The 15,117-nt window shown below is 67.8% G+C and carries 15 protein-coding genes; 9 read left to right on the top strand and 6 right to left on the bottom strand.

Going from position 1 to position 15,117, the window contains the following annotated elements:
• Window positions 1–118: 118 nt before the first annotated feature.
• The gene (gene cycA / locus POR01S_RS15280; protein ID WP_042136812.1) at window positions 119–1,501 is read left to right on the top strand and encodes a D-serine/D-alanine/glycine transporter; all 1,383 of its coding nucleotides are present in this window, start codon (window positions 119–121) and stop codon (window positions 1,499–1,501) included.
• 15 nt (window positions 1,502–1,516) lie between these two features.
• On the opposite strand, the gene POR01S_RS15275 is transcribed toward cycA, so the two are convergent.
• From POR01S_RS15275 to POR01S_RS15265, 3 genes are all read right to left on the bottom strand, one after another.
• Window positions 1,517–2,788, bottom strand: coding sequence for a Y-family DNA polymerase (locus POR01S_RS15275; protein ID WP_042136810.1), 1,272 nt, complete (start codon window positions 2,786–2,788; stop codon window positions 1,517–1,519).
• Window positions 2,781–3,212: a LexA family protein gene (locus POR01S_RS15270; RefSeq protein ID WP_027598514.1), complete on the bottom strand. Its 432-nt coding sequence runs from the start codon at window positions 3,210–3,212 to the stop codon at window positions 2,781–2,783. Before POR01S_RS15270 ends, POR01S_RS15275 begins: the two co-directional genes overlap by 8 nt.
• 96 nt (window positions 3,213–3,308) lie before the next feature.
• Window positions 3,309–5,327 carry a methyl-accepting chemotaxis protein gene (locus POR01S_RS15265; RefSeq protein ID WP_042136808.1) on the bottom strand — a complete coding sequence of 673 codons (2,019 nt, stop codon included), beginning with the start codon at window positions 5,325–5,327 and terminating at the stop codon, window positions 3,309–3,311.
• 175 nt (window positions 5,328–5,502) lie between these two features.
• Here POR01S_RS15265 and POR01S_RS15260 point away from each other — a divergent pair, with 175 nt between their 5' ends.
• From POR01S_RS15260 to POR01S_RS15225, 8 genes are all read left to right on the top strand, one after another.
• A complete protein-coding gene (locus POR01S_RS15260; RefSeq protein WP_042136806.1) occupies window positions 5,503–6,966 on the top strand; it encodes an N-acyl-D-amino-acid deacylase family protein in 1,464 nt (487 codons plus the stop codon).
• A gap of 265 nt (window positions 6,967–7,231) precedes the next feature.
• On the top strand, window positions 7,232–8,011 hold the full coding sequence (locus tag POR01S_RS15255; protein ID WP_223855486.1) for a transporter substrate-binding protein: 780 nt from the start codon (window positions 7,232–7,234) through the stop codon (window positions 8,009–8,011).
• Between the two features lie 48 nt (window positions 8,012–8,059).
• Window positions 8,060–8,722 carry an amino acid ABC transporter permease gene (locus POR01S_RS15250; RefSeq protein ID WP_027598510.1) on the top strand — a complete coding sequence of 221 codons (663 nt, stop codon included), beginning with the start codon at window positions 8,060–8,062 and terminating at the stop codon, window positions 8,720–8,722.
• Between the two features lie 10 nt (window positions 8,723–8,732).
• Window positions 8,733–9,395 carry an amino acid ABC transporter permease gene (locus POR01S_RS15245; RefSeq protein ID WP_042136805.1) on the top strand — a complete coding sequence of 221 codons (663 nt, stop codon included), beginning with the start codon at window positions 8,733–8,735 and terminating at the stop codon, window positions 9,393–9,395.
• The gene (locus tag POR01S_RS15240; RefSeq protein WP_007161901.1) at window positions 9,392–10,168 is read left to right on the top strand and encodes an amino acid ABC transporter ATP-binding protein; all 777 of its coding nucleotides are present in this window, start codon (window positions 9,392–9,394) and stop codon (window positions 10,166–10,168) included. The genes POR01S_RS15245 and POR01S_RS15240 overlap by 4 nt, the downstream gene beginning before the upstream one ends.
• 28 nt (window positions 10,169–10,196) lie before the next feature.
• Complete coding sequence (locus POR01S_RS15235) at window positions 10,197–10,583, top strand: RidA family protein (RefSeq protein WP_007161900.1); 387 nt, start codon at window positions 10,197–10,199, stop codon at window positions 10,581–10,583.
• 14 nt (window positions 10,584–10,597) lie between these two features.
• Complete coding sequence (locus tag POR01S_RS15230) at window positions 10,598–11,371, top strand: IclR family transcriptional regulator (protein ID WP_042136802.1); 774 nt, start codon at window positions 10,598–10,600, stop codon at window positions 11,369–11,371.
• A complete protein-coding gene (locus POR01S_RS15225; protein WP_042136799.1) occupies window positions 11,368–12,576 on the top strand; it encodes an amino acid deaminase in 1,209 nt (402 codons plus the stop codon). The genes POR01S_RS15230 and POR01S_RS15225 overlap by 4 nt, the downstream gene beginning before the upstream one ends.
• Window positions 12,577–12,746: 170 nt before the next feature.
• Here POR01S_RS15225 and POR01S_RS15220 read toward each other — a convergent pair whose 3' ends face one another.
• The 3 genes from POR01S_RS15220 to POR01S_RS15210 all read right to left on the bottom strand — a co-directional run bounded on the left by POR01S_RS15220 (window position 12,747) and on the right by POR01S_RS15210 (window position 15,069).
• On the bottom strand, window positions 12,747–13,175 hold the full coding sequence (locus POR01S_RS15220) for a pyridoxamine 5'-phosphate oxidase family protein (protein WP_027598506.1): 429 nt from the start codon (window positions 13,173–13,175) through the stop codon (window positions 12,747–12,749).
• Between the two features lie 112 nt (window positions 13,176–13,287).
• Entirely contained in the window at window positions 13,288–14,226 is a 939-nt protein-coding gene (locus POR01S_RS15215; RefSeq protein ID WP_042136797.1) for an AraC family transcriptional regulator, read from the bottom strand.
• Window positions 14,227–14,238: 12 nt separating this feature from the next.
• Window positions 14,239–15,069 carry an oxidoreductase gene (locus POR01S_RS15210; protein WP_042136795.1) on the bottom strand — a complete coding sequence of 277 codons (831 nt, stop codon included), beginning with the start codon at window positions 15,067–15,069 and terminating at the stop codon, window positions 14,239–14,241.
• Window positions 15,070–15,117 lie beyond the last annotated feature (48 nt).

Raw genomic sequence — 15,117 nt, 5'->3', positions numbered from 1 at the left:
CTGCCCACCCGAGGCGGGACCGGGCCTGCGGCATGCTGTCCCGGTGAAACGACTGGCACCGGCGCCGTGCATCTCTTACCGTGTGGCCCCCGCTGTCGCTGTCAGGTATCCGCTCGTCATGTCCGCGTCTCCCACCCCGCCCGAGGGGCTGCAACGCAGCCTGTCCAATCGCCATCTGCAACTGATCGCCATCGGCGGCGCCATAGGCACCGGCCTGTTCATGGGCTCGGGCAAGACCATCGCCCTGGCCGGCCCCTCGATCCTGCTGGTCTACCTGATCATCGGCAGCGCCCTGTTCTTCGTCATGCGCGCCCTGGGCGAATTGCTGCTGTCGGATCTGGAGTACAAGTCCTTCATCGACTTCTGCACCGATCTGCTCGGGCCCTGGGCCGGCTTCTTCTGTGGCTGGACCTACTGGTTCTGCTGGATCGTCACCGCCATCGCCGATGTCATCGCCATCGCCGCCTATGCCCAGTTCTGGTTTCCCAGCCTCGCGCCCTGGATCCCGGCGCTGCTCTGCGTGCTGCTCCTGCTGGGTCTGAATCTGGTCACGGTGCGACTGTTCGGCGAACTGGAATTCTGGTTCGCGCTGATCAAGATCGTCGCCATCTGCGCCCTGATCGTCACCGGATTCGGCCTGGTGCTCTGGGGCTTCCAGTCGCCCTCGGGCAACGTCGCCAGCCTCGCCAACCTGTGGAACGACGGCGGCGTCTTTCCCATGGGGCTGGGCGGCTTCTTCGCCGGTTTCCAGATCGCCGTCTTCGCCTTCGTCGGTATCGAGCTGGTGGGCACCACCGCCGCCGAGACCGCCGATCCGCGGCGCAACCTGCCGCGGGCGATCAACTCCATTCCGGTGCGCATCCTGGTGTTCTATGTGCTGGCGCTGGTGGTGATCATGGCGGTGACGCCCTGGCGCCAGGTGGTGCCGGACAAGAGTCCCTTCGTCGAACTCTTCGTGCTGGCCGGCGTGCCCATGGCCGCCAGCCTGATCAATTTCGTGGTGCTGACCTCCGCCACCTCCTCGGCCAACAGCGGCATCTTCTCCACCAGCCGGATGCTCTATGGCCTGGCCCGGGAAGGCCATGCGCCACGCGGCCTCACCCGCCTCTCGTGGGCGGCGGTGCCGGCGCGCGGCCTGGTGCTGTCCTGCCTGTGCCTGCTGCTGGGTACGGTGCTGATCTACCTGATCCCCAACCTGGTCACCGCCTTCACCCTGGTCACCACCCTGGCCGCAGTGCTGTTCATGTTCGTCTGGTCGCTGATCCTGCTGGCCTGGCTGGCCTACCGCCGCAACCGTCCGGAGCGCCATGCCGCCTCGGCCTTCCGCCTGCCCGGCGGGCGCTGGGTGTGCTACGGGGTGCTGGCCTTCTTCGCCGCGGTGCTGGTGCTGTTGACTCTGCAGGACGACACCCGCCAGGCGCTGCTGGCCAGTCCGCTGTGGTTCCTGCTGCTGGGGGTGGGCTACTGGTGGCGCGGGCGGCGGGTGGTACGCGCCGGCTAGCCGGACGCTGGCCGCTCAGCCCAGCGTCCAGAGTTCATCGAGCCGGGTGGTGTAGCGCGGGCTGAGCAGGTCGCGGCGCATCTGCCAGGCGGGATCGCGCGGGATCCGCGCCGGTCTCAGGGTCTCGCGACCGAACCGGCCGTTGATGGCGTCCAGGGTCGCCATCAGCCGGGCCGCGGCCGGATCCGGGGCGGCGGCGAAGAGATCCGCCGCCACCTCGCTACGGCCGCAGAGATCGAGCAGCAGCACCTCGGCCTTGGCGTAGCCGAAGCCGTCGCGAAAGATCTCGCGCAGGCCCGCCTGGGCCTGGTCGTTGAGCACCCGGGTGTCGTCGCTGGGCACCGGCAGGTTGAGCAGGGCGGCATTGGCGTAGCGGCCTTCGTCGGCGCCGTGCATGCCGGTCTGGATACTGACCCTCAGGGTGCGACAGAGCGAGCCCTGGGCGCGCAGCTTTTCCGCAGCCCGCGCGGTGTAGCTGGCCACCGCCTCGGCCAGGGCGCCGAACTGATACTGGCGGCGACCGAACATGCGACTGCAGCAGATGGTCTGCCGGGGCGCTTCCAGTTCCTCCAGGCTCAGGCAGGCCAGACCGCGCAATTCCCGCGCGGTCTTTTCCAGCACCACGCTGTAGCGCTGGCGCAGCGACCAGGCGTCCTGCCCGGCCAAGTCCCAGGCCGTGCTGACCCCCTCCCCGCGCAGCCGCGCGGCCAGGCGCCGGCCGACGCCCCAGACGTCTTCGATGGGCGAATGCCTAAGCACCCAGTCATGCACCGCCGGATCGCGCAGATCCAGCACCCCGCCGGTGCGCTCCGGCCAGCGCTTGGCGGCTGCATTGGCCAGCTTGGCCAGGGTCTTGGTGCCGGCGATGCCGACGCTGACCGGGATGCCCGTCCACTTCTGCACCCGGGCCTGCAGGCGATGGCCGAGGGCGTCCAGGGGTTCGGGCAGGCCGGCCAGATCGGCGAACACCTCGTCGATGCTGTAGCGCTCCAGGCGCGGCACCAGGGTCGCCAGGGTGCGCATCACCCGGTCGCTGAGATCGCCATAGAGGGCATAGTTGGAACTGAAGGCCGTCACTTCGCCGCGCCGGGCCAGTTCGCGCACCTGGAACCAGGGCGCCGCCATGGCGATGCCCAGGCGCTTGGCCTCGGGCGACCGGGCGATCACGCAGCCGTCGTTGTTGGACAGCACCACCACCGGGCGCCCGGCGAGATCGGGGCGGAAGACCCGCTCGCAACTGCAATAGAAGGCGTTGCAGTCGATCAGCGCCAGCACCGATTCAGCCATGGCCGAAACGCCTCAGGCTGTGGGTGGCCACGCCCCAGACCTCGAAGTCGTCGCGCTCGCCGATGACCAGGGGGGCATAGGCGGGATTTTCCGCCAGCAGGACGAAATTGGCGCCGCGCCGACCGAGGCGCTTGAGGGTGGGTTCGCGATCGCGCACCGCCACCACGATGTCGCCAACCCGTGCCGGCCGGGCGCGATCGACGATCACCAGGTCGCCGGCAAAGATGCCGGCGCCGGTCATGCTGTCGCCACTGACCTGGATGACATAGGTGTGGGGCGCGCGCAGGTCGACCAGCTCGTCCAGCGAGACCTGGCGCTCCAGATGATCCTGGGCCGGCGACGGGAAGCCGCACGGCAGGCGAAAATCATAGAGCGGCAGCCGGGTGTCGGACGATTCCAGGCAACCCAGGACGGTAACGGACATGACAAGGCGCTCCTGCGGATAACTGTCTATTTATACAGTTATCCGCAGCTGCCGTGTTGTAAAGTCCGACCTAATCTGCGCCGATGAGCGGCGCCATCAGGCGCTGAGGCGGAAGCGCGAGACTATGCCGCGCAGGTCCTGGGAGAGGCCGGCGAGGCGTTCGGCGGTACCGGCATCGGACTCGATACCGGTCAGGACCTGCAGGGTGCTGGCGCGGATGCCGGTGGTGTTGCGGTTGATGTCTTCGGAGACCGCCGCCTGCTGTTCCGCGGCACTGGCGATCTGCACGTTGACGTCGACGATGCGCTCCACCGCGGCGCCGATGCTGGTCAGGCTGACGCTGGCCTGCTCGGCCGCCGCGACGCCGGTCAGGGCATGGCCGCGGCTGGCCTGCATCTGCCCGACGGCCTCGCCGGTGGCGGCCTGCAACTGCTCGATGATGCGGCGGATTTCCTCGGTGGAGGTCTGGGTGCGCGAGGCCAGGGTGCGGACCTCATCGGCCACCACGGCGAAGCCGCGGCCCTGCTCGCCGGCCCGAGCGGCCTCGATGGCGGCGTTGAGCGCCAGCAGGTTGGTCTGCTCGGCGATGGTGCGGATCACCGCGATGACCCCGCCGATGGCCTGGCTGTGGGTTTCCAGGGCCGCGACCTTGGTGGCGCTGAGGTCCACCTCGGCGGCCAGGGCCTCGATGGCCTGTTGCGTCTGCTGCATCACCCGGGTGCCTTCCCGGGTGGCCTGATCGGCCTGCTGGGCCGCGGCCACGGCGCCTTCGGTGTTGTTGGCGACGTCCGCCACGCTGGCGGTCATCTCGGTGATGGCGGTGGCCACCTGATCGGTCTCGCCCTGTTGCGTCTGCATGGTCGAACGGGCCTGGCCGATGGAGCCGGCCAGGGACCCCGAGGCCTCGGCCACGGCGCTGGAGGCCTGATCCACCTCGCGCAGCGAGCGACCGAAGGCCTCCAGCATCGCGTTCAGGCTACGGCCGATGTCGGCGATCTCGTCACGCCCGTACAGGGCGGCGCGGCGACTCAGATCGCCCTGGGCGGCGGCGGCGGTCACCCCGACCAGTTCGGCGATCCCCAGGCGCAGGGCCTGGTAGATGCCGGCGAAGGTATAGGCCAGCAGCAGCAGGGCGCCCAGGATCATGCCCACGACCAGATTACGCAGCGTGGTCGCATGCGCCAGACGCTCGGCCAGCAGCTGGGAGAGCTGACCCTGCGCTTCCTCCTGCACCTTGTAGTAGCGGGCGACCACGGCATTGCCCTGGGCACCCAGGGCGCGACCGGAAACCGTACCCTCATTGGTCATGGCCGCCTGCATGCCCTGACGGAAGTTGGCATAGTCGTCCGCCGCCTGGGCCAGGGAGCCCTTGAGGCGCTGGGCCAGCTCCGGCGCCTGCCGCGCCAGGAGTCTGAGGCCCTGCTCCAGTTCGTCGGCGCTCTGCCGTTCCTGGTTCACCACGCTGCGCGCCAGATTCAGACTGGCCGGATCGAAGCGGTTGGTGGCACTCAGGCCGAAGGCCAGGCCGCGCAGCTGGCCGATGAGGTTGATTTCCCGCGGCAGGCGCACGGAGGTGATGTCGATGAGAAAGAGGCTGGTGTAATCCGAATCCAGCGCCAGGCCGGAGGTGGCCGACACGTAATAGAAGAGATTGAGGGTCTGGGTCAGCTGCTCGTTCCAGGCCTCGAATCCCTCCAGCGGGGTGCCGGTGGCTCCCTGCATCAGGCGCTCGGCGCCTCGCCGCAGCTGGCTCAGGCGATCGCCGGTTTCCAGCTGGGTGCCGAGTTCGCGATCCAGCCGGCCGAGGTCGTCATAGGCCTTGAGCAGGTTGTCACGGTTGTTCTGCCAATCCTGCTGGGCCGAGGCATCGCCATCCTGGAGTCGCTTGGTCAGGGCGCGCTGCAACATGCTCAGGCGGGCGACCGGCGTCAGTTGCGTCAGATAGCGCTGACCGTCGATTTCCTGGGCCAGACCGACCCGCTGTTCCTGGATATCCTGATAGAGATAGACGCTGAGAAACACCAGGGGCACCAGGATGATGGCCGCCAGGCAGGCGAATTTGGCGGGGAATCTCAGGCGATTCATTAGGCTTACGACAGGGGTCAACAGATTCATGGCGGGCTCACGGGCGGCAGAGAGGGTCACTTGGGCTGTACCGCCCAATTTGTGACGTAATAGACAGAGTTTTCTGTAACAGTTCTATCGCTATCGGCCTGCCGTCTCGCTTATATGGCCCTTTGCCACTCGACGGTCGAAAGGCGTCTCCCAACGGTCGCAGGATGGCTCTAGCATGCATGATGTAGTGATTCTCAATGCCCTTGTGCTGGATGGTCGCGACCGTCCGGGCCGGGTTCTCGACGTGGCGATTGCCGGCGAGCGTATCCAGGCACTCGGTCAGTTGGCCGGGCAACCGGCACGGGAGGTCCGCGATGGCCGCGGCCTGGCGCTGGCGCCCGGCTTCATCGATGTCCATACCCATGACGACACCATGGTCATCCGCCGCCCCGAGCAGTTGCCCAAGCTCAGTCAGGGGGTCACCACCGTGGTGGTCGGCAACTGCGGCATCAGCGCCGCCCCGGTGCGGTTGCGTGGCGAGCCGCCGGATCCCTTGAATCTGCTCGGCCCGGCCGCGGCCTTCAGCTATCCCACCTTTGCTGCCTATCGCGCGGCGGTGGAGCAGGCCCGCCCCGGCGTCAACGTCGCCGCCCTGGTCGGGCACACGGCGCTGCGCAGCAATCACCTGGACGATCTCCAGCGTGCCGCCACCCCTGCCGAGATCGCTGCCATGCGCGCCGAACTGCGCGACAGCCTGGCCGCTGGCGCTCTGGGGCTCTCCACCGGCCTGGCCTACGCCTCCGCCATGGCGGCGCCAACCGCGGAGGTGGCGGAGCTGGCCGCCGAGCTGGACGCCGTGGGCGGACTCTATGCCACCCATTTGCGCAGCGAATTCGCCGCGGTGCACGAGGCCCTGGACGAAGCCCTGGACATCGGTCGCCAGGCCCGGGCGCCGGTGGTGGTGTCCCACTTCAAGTGCGCCGGGGTGGACAACTGGGGCCGCGCGCCGGAGTTGCTCGGCGCCCTGGCGCGGGCCGCCCACGGACAGCCGGTCGGCTGCGACTGCTATCCCTATGCCGCCAGCTCCTCCACCCTGGACCTCAGGCAGGTCACCGACCGCCACCGCATCACCATCACCTGGTCCACCCCGCATCCCGAGTGCGGCGGCCGCGACCTGGCCGCCATCGCCGCCGACTGGGGCCTGGACCTGCAGGCCACCGCCCGTCGCCTGCAACCGGCCGGTGCCGTCTACTACGGCATGAGCGAAGCCGACGTGCGCCTCATCCTCGCCCATCCGCTGAGCATGATCGGCTCCGATGGCCTGCCCGAGGACCCCTTCCCCCATCCGCGACTCTGGGGCGCCTTCCCGCGGGTGCTCGGTCACTTCAGCCGCGACCTCGGCCTCTTTCCCTTGCACACCGCAGTGCACAAGATGACCGGCCTCTCCGCTGCCCGCTTCGGCTTGGCGGGTCGCGGCCTGATCGAGCCGGGCGCCCAGGCGGACCTGGTGCTGTTCGATCCCGCCCGCATCCGCGACGTGGCCGACTTCAGCGAGCCGCAACGGCCTGCCGAAGGCATCGAAGCGGTCTGGGTGAATGGGCAACTGGCCTATGCACCGGGGCAAGCCATTGGCGAGCGTCATGGTCGCTTCCTGCCGCGCGCCGGGGATCTGCGGTCGACCTTCCCACGTTCCGCCTGAGCGCTACCAGGTAACGCCTCCAGCTGGTGCATCCCCGTTACCTTCCGCCACCTCCCGGTGCCCCTTGGCGCACCGGGAACCCCTTCGGCTGCCTGTCCCCCGTGCCAAGCCCTTGATTTGCAACGTCATGCGAATAGCTGGCACAGTCGCTGCAATCTATTCCGTTGTTACGAACATACTTCCGCTATAACGGAAAAGGAGACATGCGATGACAGGCAAGACGAAGGGGTGGAAAACGCTGGCGCTGCTGGTCGGCCTGGTCGCCATGACCGGCGCCCAGGCGGCCAAGCTGGATGACGTGCTCAAGCGCGGCCATCTGGTCGTGGGCACCGGCAGCACCAATGCGCCGTGGCACTTCCAGGGCGCCGACGGCAAGTTGCAAGGCTTCGATATCGATATCTCCAAGGTCATCGCCAAGGGCCTGTTCAACGATCCGGAAAAGGTCGAATTCGTCGTCCAGGGCTCGGATGCGCGCATCCCCAACCTGCTCACCGACAAGGTCGACATCAGCTGCCAGTTCATCACCGTGACCGCCAGCCGCGCCCAGCAGGTGGCCTTCACCCTGCCCTACTACCGCGAAGGCGTGGCCCTGCTCCTGCCGGCCAACAGCCGCTACCAGCAGATCGACGACCTCAAGGCGGCCAAGGGCGACCTGACCGTGGCCGTGCTGCAGAACGTCTATGCCGAGGAACTGGTGCACCAGGCGCTGCCCGGCGCCAAGGTCGACCAGTACGACAGCGTCGACCTGCTCTACCAGGCCCTGGGCACCGGCCGCGCCGACGCCGTGGCCACCGACCAGTCCTCGGTCAAGTACCTGATGACCCAGAATCCCGGCCGCTACCGCTCGCCCGACTACGCCTGGAGTCCCCAGACCTACGCCTGCGCGGTCAAGCGCGGCGACCAGGACTGGCTGAACTTCGTCAACACCGCCCTGCACGAGGCCATGACCGGTGTGGAATTCCCCACCTATCAGGCGTCCTTCAAGAAGTGGTTCGGCGTCGAGCTGCCCTCCCCGGCGATCGGCTTCCCCGTCGAGTTCAAGTGATCCTGGCCCCGGCGCGGCTCGTCCGCGCCCTCTAGGTAGACGTCGAGCATGAACTACACCCTCAACTTCGCCCCCGTGTGGCAGAACCTGGACCATTTGCTGGCCGGGCTCGCCCTCGGCTTGCAGCTGGCGCTGGTGGGCATCGCCATCGGCTGCCTGATCGGCCTGGCCACCGCCTTCGCCCTGCTCTCGCCAGTGCGGGCGCTGCGCTGGCTGGCGGGGGGCTATGTCACCCTGGTGCGCAACACCCCGATCCTGGTGCTGATCCTGCTGCTGTACTTCGCCCTGCCCAGCGTCGGCATCCGCCTGGACAAGCTCAGCTCCTTTCTCATCACCCTGGCGCTCTATGCCGGGGCCTACCTGGCCGAAGTGTTTCGCGGCGGGCTCATGGCCATTCCCAAGGGCCAGCGCGAGGCGGGCCTGGCCATCGGCCTGCGCGAGTGGCAGATCAAGGCCTACGTCATCATTCCGGTGATGCTGCGCAACGTGCTGCCGTCGCTTTCCAACAGCTTCATCTCGCTGTTCAAGGACACCTCCCTGGCGGCGGCCATTGCCGTGCCGGAGCTGACCTACCAGGCGCGCAAGATCAACCTGGAAAGCTACCGGGTCATCGAGACCTGGCTGGTGACCAGCGCCCTCTACATCCTCACCTGCTACGTCATCGCCCTGCTGCTGCGCCAGCTGGAGCGACGCCTGAGCCTGACCCGCTAGGAGCCCGATCGTGTACGAAGCCCCCTCCTGGTTCCTGGAATTGTGGAACGCGCGCCAGACCCTGGCCGCCGGGTTCGCCACCACCCTGGCCTGCTCGGTACTGGCGGTGCTCGGCGGCACCCTGCTCGGCACCCTCGGCGGCCTGGCGCTGACCTATGGCCGCTGGCCGCTGCGCCTGCCCTTTCGCCTCTATGCCGACCTGATCCGCGGCACCCCGGTGTTCGTGCTGGTGCTGGCCTGCTACTACATGGCGCCGGCGCTGGGTCTGCGGCCCACGCCCTTCCAGGCCGGCACCGCGGCGCTGCTGCTGTTCTGCGGCTCCCACGTGACGGAGATCGTCCGCGGCGCCCTGCAGGCCATCCCCCGCGGCCAGCACGAGGCGGCCAAGGCCATCGGCCTGACCTTCGCCCAGAGTCTCAAGGAGGTGCTGCTGCCCCAGGCGCTGCGCCAGATCCTGCCCACCTGGGTCAATGCCTCCACCGAGATCGTCAAGGCCTCCACCCTGCTCTCGGTGATCGGCGTGGCCGAGTTGCTGCTGAGCAGCCAGCAGGTCATCGCCCGCACCTTCATGACCCTGCAGTTCTATCTGTTCGCCGGGCTGCTGTTCTTTCTCATCAACTTCGCCATCGAGCGGCTCGGCCGCTATCTGGAAAAACGGGTGACCCTGCCATGACCGACGCCAACGCCCCGCTGTTGAGCATCAACGGCCTGCACAAGAGTTTCGGCGCCACCGAGGTGCTCAAGGGCATCGACCTGTCCCTGGACCGCGGTGACGTGGTCACCCTGATCGGCTCCAGCGGCTCGGGCAAGACCACCCTGCTGCGCTGCGTCAACCTGCTGGAAGACTTCCAGGGCGGCAGCATCCAGCTGGCCGGCGAGGCCATCGGCTACCGCGAGGAAGGCGGTCGCCGCCAGCGCCTGCCGGAGCGCGAGATCGCCCGCCAGCGCTCGCTCACCGGCATGGCCTTCCAGCAGTTCAATCTGTTTCCCCACCTCACCGCCCTGGAAAACGTCACCCTCGGCCTGCGCAAGGTCAAGAAGATGGGCAAGGACGAAGCCATCGCCCTGGGTGAACAGTGGCTGCGCCGGGTCGGCCTGATCGAAAGACGCGACCATCATCCCGGCCAACTCTCCGGCGGTCAGCAGCAGCGGGTGGCCATCGCCCGCGCCATCGCCATGAATCCCAGCCTGATGCTGTTCGACGAACCCACCTCGGCGCTGGACCCGGAGCTGGTCGGCGAGGTGCTGGCGGTGATCAAGGACCTGGCCCAGGACGGCATGACCATGCTGCTGGTGACCCACGAGATGAGATTCGCCTACGAGGTGTCCGATCGCATCGTCTTCATGAGCCAGGGCCGCATCGAGGAGCAGGGCCCGCCCCGCGAACTCTTCGAGCGCCCCCGTTCCACCCGTCTCGCCGAATTTCTCGGCCGGACCTCCTTCTGATTCCTTCCCCCGCTACAGGAGCATCCTTATGAGCATCACCCGATACGGCGCCGGCGAACGCGGCGCAGGCGGCCAACCCCTGCCCTTCGCCCGTGCGGTGGAAGCCGATGGCTGGCTGCACGTCTCCGGCCAGGTGGCCATGGAGAATGGCGAGATCATCGACGGCGGCATCGTCGCCCAGACCCACAAGACCATGCAGAATCTGATCGCCATCCTGCACGAAGCCGGCTACGGTCTGGAGCACGTGGTGCGTGCCGGCGTCTGGCTGGACGATCCGCGCGATTTCTGGAGCTTCAACAAGGTGTTCGCCGAGTACTTCGCCGGCCACGCCCCGGCGCGCGCCTGCGTGCAGTCCTCCATGATGGTGGACTGCAAGGTCGAGATCGACTGCATCGCCTACAAACCCAAGGCCTGAGACAAACCACCCAGATGACCGAACCTACCCGCCAACGAGCCCGCGGCCTGGACCGCGCCTTCGACATCCTCGATCACCTCAAGCGGGTAGGTCGGCCGCTGCGCCCCAACGAGATCGCCGCGGGCCTGGGCATTCCCAAGTCCACCGTCTACGACCTGGTCGGCCTGCTGCTGGAGCGACACATGCTCGATGCCGTGGGCCGCGACGGCCAGGTCTACCTGGGCCGCGAGCTGTACTTTCTCGGCCAGGCGCACCTGCGCCACTTCGATCTGGCCCGCGAGGCCGGGCTGCTGCTGGACGACATCGTCGCCCAGACCCGCGAGACCGCCCAGCTGTGCCAGCTCAACGGCCGCAAGTACACCGTCTCGCTGATGAAGGAAGGCGCCCGCGCCTTTCGCATCTCGTCCAATGTCGGCGAGGACGCGCCCATTCCCTGGACCGCGTCCGGGCGACTGCTGCTCGGTCATCTGAGCGATGCCGAGATCCTCGCCCTGATCGATCCGGACGACTTCATCCTGCCCGACGGCAGCCGTCTGGCCCCGACGACCTTTATCGCCGAGATCCGCAGCGCCTGCGCCGAAGGCTTCTTTTCCTTCGACAGCATCGCCGACACCTACACCCACTGCTTCGCCGCCCCGGTGCAGGACGCCAGCGGCCTGAGCATCGCCACCCTGTGCATCGTAGCGCCCCGCGCCGACGCCCAGGCCCACCATGCCGAGTACCGCCAGGTGCTGGTCGACAGCGCCCGCCGCCTGTCCCAGCGCCTGGGCGGCCAGGAGAATCCATGACCATCCTCATCGCCCCCGAGAAAGGCGCCGCCAGTCCTGGCGCCAACCTGCTCAGCGACATCGCCCTGCCCGCCCTGGTCATCCACCAGGACGCACTCGATCACAACATCGGCTGGATGCAGGCCTTCGCCAGCGACCGCGGCGCCGAACTCGCGCCCCATGGCAAGACCAGCATGGCGCCGGCGCTGTTCCAGCGGCAGCTGGCCGCGGGTGCCTGGGGCATGACCCTGGCCACCGCGGTGCAGACCCGCGCCGCCCAGGCCCACGGCGTGCGCCGGGTGCTGATGGCCAACCAGCTGGTGGGCGCACCGAACATGGCGCTGATCGCCGAGTTGCTCGCCGCCGATCCGGACTTCGACTTCCATTGCCTGGTGGATCATCCCGACCAGGTGACCGCCCTGGGCGCCTTCTTTGGCGCACGGGGGCTGGCGCTGCAGGTGATGATCGAGTACGGCGTACCGGGCGGCCGTTGTGGTTGCCGCAGCGAAGCCGAGGTACGAGAACTGGCCCGGACCATCGCCGGGCAACCGGCGCTACGCCTGACCGGCATCGAAGGTTACGAGGGGGTGATCCACGGCGCCGAGGCGGCCACCGACATCCGCGCCTTCGCCGATTCCCTGGTGCGCTTGGCGGAGGAACTGCGCGGCCAGGGCGCCTTCGCCCTCGACCGACCCATCGTCACCGCCTCGGGTTCGGCCTGGTATGACCTGATCGCCGCCGCCTTCGACCAGCTGGAAGTGCGCGAGCGCTTTCTCGCCGTCATGCGGCCCGGCAGCTATGTGGTCCATGACCACGGGATCTATCGCGATGCCCAGCGTGGCGTCCTGGCCCGCACCGGTCTGAACGAGGGCCTGCAACCGGCGCTGGAGGTCTGGGCTCACGTGCAATCCCTGCCCGAACCCGGTTTCGCCATCCTGGCCCTGGGCAAGCGCGACATCGCCCACGATGCCGGCCTGCCGCTGCCGCTGCGCCGCTACCGGCCCGGCCAGACTGCTGCCGAGGCGGTCGACGTCAGCGGCTGCACGGTCACGGCCATCATGGACCAGCACGCCTTCATGGTCGTCGCCCCGGGGACCGCGCTGGCCATCGGCGACCTCATCGCCCTGGGCACCTCCCACCCTTGCCTGACCTTCGACAAGTGGCGCCAGGGCTGCATCGTCGACGAAGGACTGCAGGTGGTGGAGACCTTCGCCACCTGCTTTTAGGCTTGTTTGAAAGGTCGTCGAACGAAGGTCAGGCAAGGCAAAAATCTGTGAGGAAGCGGGTCGGACTCGCGCTCGAGTTTACGAATGGTAAATGAGCATTCCGACTGGGCTGGCATTCCAGCAGATTTTTAACGCAGCATGACCGAGTGCAGGCACCTTTCAGACAAAGCCTAGGGGCGCAGCTCGCCCTCTTCCTCCCCATCCCAGTAACGGATGCGCTCGGCATGCACCTTGATGAGGATCATGCCGGGCGTGTCGGTGCCCTGGGGAAACCAGCGGTCCAGACTCTTGGTCCAGTGCGCCTCGAATTGCGCCTTGTCGCGGATAAGCTCGGCGTGCCCTTCGATGCCGATGAAGATGCCGGGCTTGCCGAGCAGGCTCTTGCCTTCGCTGAAGCTCAGTCCCACCGCCGGATCCTGCTCGATGTCCCGGATCTTGGCCGAGTCCTCGTAGGCATAGAACCAGGAGTCCCCGTCGTATTCGACGTCGCCGTTGTTGCTCATCGGCCGGCTGGTCAGGCGCCCGGTGCCGGTGGTCAGCATGCAGAAATCCAGATCGCGCATCGCTTTGGAAAGGTCGTGCAGGGTCTTGTCGGCCATGGGGGGCGCTCCGGTTGGGCGGGCAGGCAGTGCCCGTCTGCATTCAGACCGGGGGCGGCGGCCGCTTGGTTCCGGCGCAGCGGCGTCGCCCGGGCTTTTCGGACGGACAGCCCTAGTGGGAAGCGACATAGACCGCCGTCGCCGGCGGTGCCGGCAGCGCATAGGTGGCCTTCATCCAGTCGATCTCCGCCAGCGGGGTCCGGCCGAACAGCCGCTTGAATTCGCGGCTGAACTGGGAGGCGCTCTCGTAGCCTACGGCAAAGGCCGCGTTCGCCGCCGGGAGGGCGTCGCGCAGCATCAACAGCCGCGCCTGGTGCAGACGGGTCGACTTCAGATACTGCATGGGCGTGGTGCCGGTAATGTCGCGGAAGTGCCGGTGGAAGCTGGGCTGACTCATGCGCGCTTCCTGCGCCAGCGCGGCGACGTTCAGCCGCTCGGCATAGCGGGCGTGCAGGGTGCGCAACGACCGGGCGATACGGCCGAAACGCCCCTGGCGATCCAGGGCCGCGCGCAACGAGCCGCCCTGGGCGCCGGTGAGGATCCGATAGTAGAGTTCGCGCAGCAGCGCCGGCCCCAGCAGCCGGGCGTCGGTCGGCACGCTCAGGACCTCCAGAAAGCGCAGCGTCGAGGCGCGCAGCGGCTCGTCGATCGGCGAGGCATAGAGCCCGCGGGGCGCCTCCAGCGCCGGCCCCAGTTCGCTGTCTAGCTGCAGCACCAGGTCGCCGAGCAGCCGAAAATCCAGCCGTAGATAGATGGCCAGCAGCGGTGCCTCCGGACTGGCATCGGTCTCCATGGTGAAGGGCACGGGCACGGAGACCACCAGGTAGTGCTGGGCATCGTACTGATAGACGCGGTCACCAAAGTAGCCGCGCTTGCCGCCCTGGCAGACGATGACGACCCCGGGATCATAGAGCACGGGTACGCCGGTCAGCGGGCGATCCGAGCGCAGGAAGCGCACATCCTCCAGAGGGCTGAGGTTGTAGCCTTCCTGGGGCGCCAGCCTGCCCAGCAGCGCCACCAGCCGGCTGGCAAGGGGATCGCTCGGATTCATGGGGCCTCCGCTTCAGCCATCGGTGGAAAGGGTCAGGGCTTCCCAGCGGTCGATTTCCCGGCTGGCCGTGGCCAGGCGTTCGCGAACCAGGTGCAAGGCATCGCTTCCCAGCAGCAAGTGCGTTGGCGGCGCCGGCAGGGCGATGAGCTGCAGCAGCGCCTGGGCCGCCTTGCGTGGATCGCCCAGCTGCTTGCCGCTCTTGGCCTCCCGCGCCGCCCGGATCGGCGTGAACTGCTCGTCGTAGTCGGCGATGCCGCGTGCGCTGCGACGCATCGAGCGACCCGCCCAGTCGGTGCGAAAGGAGCCGGGTGCCACGGCGGTGACCCAGACGCCGAAGGGTGCCAACTCCTGGCCCAGGGCCGCCGAGATACCTTCGAGGGCGAACTTGCTGCCGCAATAGTAGGAGATACCCGGCAGGGTGATGGTGCCACCCATCGAGGTGATGTTGATGATATGACCGCGGCGCCGCTCGCGAAAGGACGGCAGGAAGGCCTTGGTCATGGCGACCGCCGCGAAGACGTTGACCTCGAATTGCTGGCGCAGCTCTTCCAGCGGCGATTCTTCGAGAATGCCCTCATGGCCGTAGCCGGCGTTGTTCACCAGGACATCCACCGGACCGTGGGCTGCCTGAACCTCGGCCACCACTGTCGCCAGGCGCGCATGGTCCGTGACATCCAGCAGCACGCCATGGGCCCGGTCCGACAAGGCCGCGAAGGCCTCCAGATCGGCTTCCCGGCGTAGCGTGCCGATGACGCGGTGGCCGGCCGCCAGGGCTTCCCGCGCCAGGACATTGCCCAGGCCGCTGCTCACGCCGGTGATGAAAAGGGTCTTGTGCTCGTTCATGGTCCACTCCCATCGTTGGAAGCGGCCATGCTAGCGCCGGTGTCTGGC

This window comes from Pseudomonas oryzihabitans NBRC 102199, from assembly GCF_000730625.1.
GTDB lineage: Bacteria > Pseudomonadota > Gammaproteobacteria > Pseudomonadales > Pseudomonadaceae > Chryseomonas > Chryseomonas oryzihabitans.
This window is presented reverse-complemented; position numbering and strand designations above follow the sequence as displayed.

What these genes read in the sequence shown, in the direction of transcription:
- cycA (WP_042136812.1), top strand. Translation starts at nt 119, where the DNA reads ATGTCCGCGTCTCCCACCCCGCCCGAGGGGCTGCAACGCAGCCTGTCC.
- POR01S_RS15275 (WP_042136810.1), bottom strand. Translation starts at nt 2,788, where the DNA reads ATGGCTGAATCGGTGCTGGCGCTGATCGACTGCAACGCCTTCTATTGC.
- POR01S_RS15270 (WP_027598514.1), bottom strand. Translation starts at nt 3,212, where the DNA reads ATGTCCGTTACCGTCCTGGGTTGCCTGGAATCGTCCGACACCCGGCTG.
- POR01S_RS15265 (WP_042136808.1), bottom strand. Translation starts at nt 5,327, where the DNA reads ATGAATCTGTTGACCCCTGTCGTAAGCCTAATGAATCGCCTGAGATTC.
- POR01S_RS15260 (WP_042136806.1), top strand. Translation starts at nt 5,503, where the DNA reads ATGCATGATGTAGTGATTCTCAATGCCCTTGTGCTGGATGGTCGCGAC.
- POR01S_RS15255 (WP_223855486.1), top strand. Translation starts at nt 7,232, where the DNA reads ATGACCGGCGCCCAGGCGGCCAAGCTGGATGACGTGCTCAAGCGCGGC.
- POR01S_RS15250 (WP_027598510.1), top strand. Translation starts at nt 8,060, where the DNA reads ATGAACTACACCCTCAACTTCGCCCCCGTGTGGCAGAACCTGGACCAT.
- POR01S_RS15240 (WP_007161901.1), top strand. Translation starts at nt 9,392, where the DNA reads ATGACCGACGCCAACGCCCCGCTGTTGAGCATCAACGGCCTGCACAAG.
- POR01S_RS15235 (WP_007161900.1), top strand. Translation starts at nt 10,197, where the DNA reads ATGAGCATCACCCGATACGGCGCCGGCGAACGCGGCGCAGGCGGCCAA.
- POR01S_RS15230 (WP_042136802.1), top strand. Translation starts at nt 10,598, where the DNA reads ATGACCGAACCTACCCGCCAACGAGCCCGCGGCCTGGACCGCGCCTTC.
- POR01S_RS15225 (WP_042136799.1), top strand. Translation starts at nt 11,368, where the DNA reads ATGACCATCCTCATCGCCCCCGAGAAAGGCGCCGCCAGTCCTGGCGCC.
- POR01S_RS15220 (WP_027598506.1), bottom strand. Translation starts at nt 13,175, where the DNA reads ATGGCCGACAAGACCCTGCACGACCTTTCCAAAGCGATGCGCGATCTG.
- POR01S_RS15215 (WP_042136797.1), bottom strand. Translation starts at nt 14,226, where the DNA reads ATGAATCCGAGCGATCCCCTTGCCAGCCGGCTGGTGGCGCTGCTGGGC.
- POR01S_RS15210 (WP_042136795.1), bottom strand. Translation starts at nt 15,069, where the DNA reads ATGAACGAGCACAAGACCCTTTTCATCACCGGCGTGAGCAGCGGCCTG.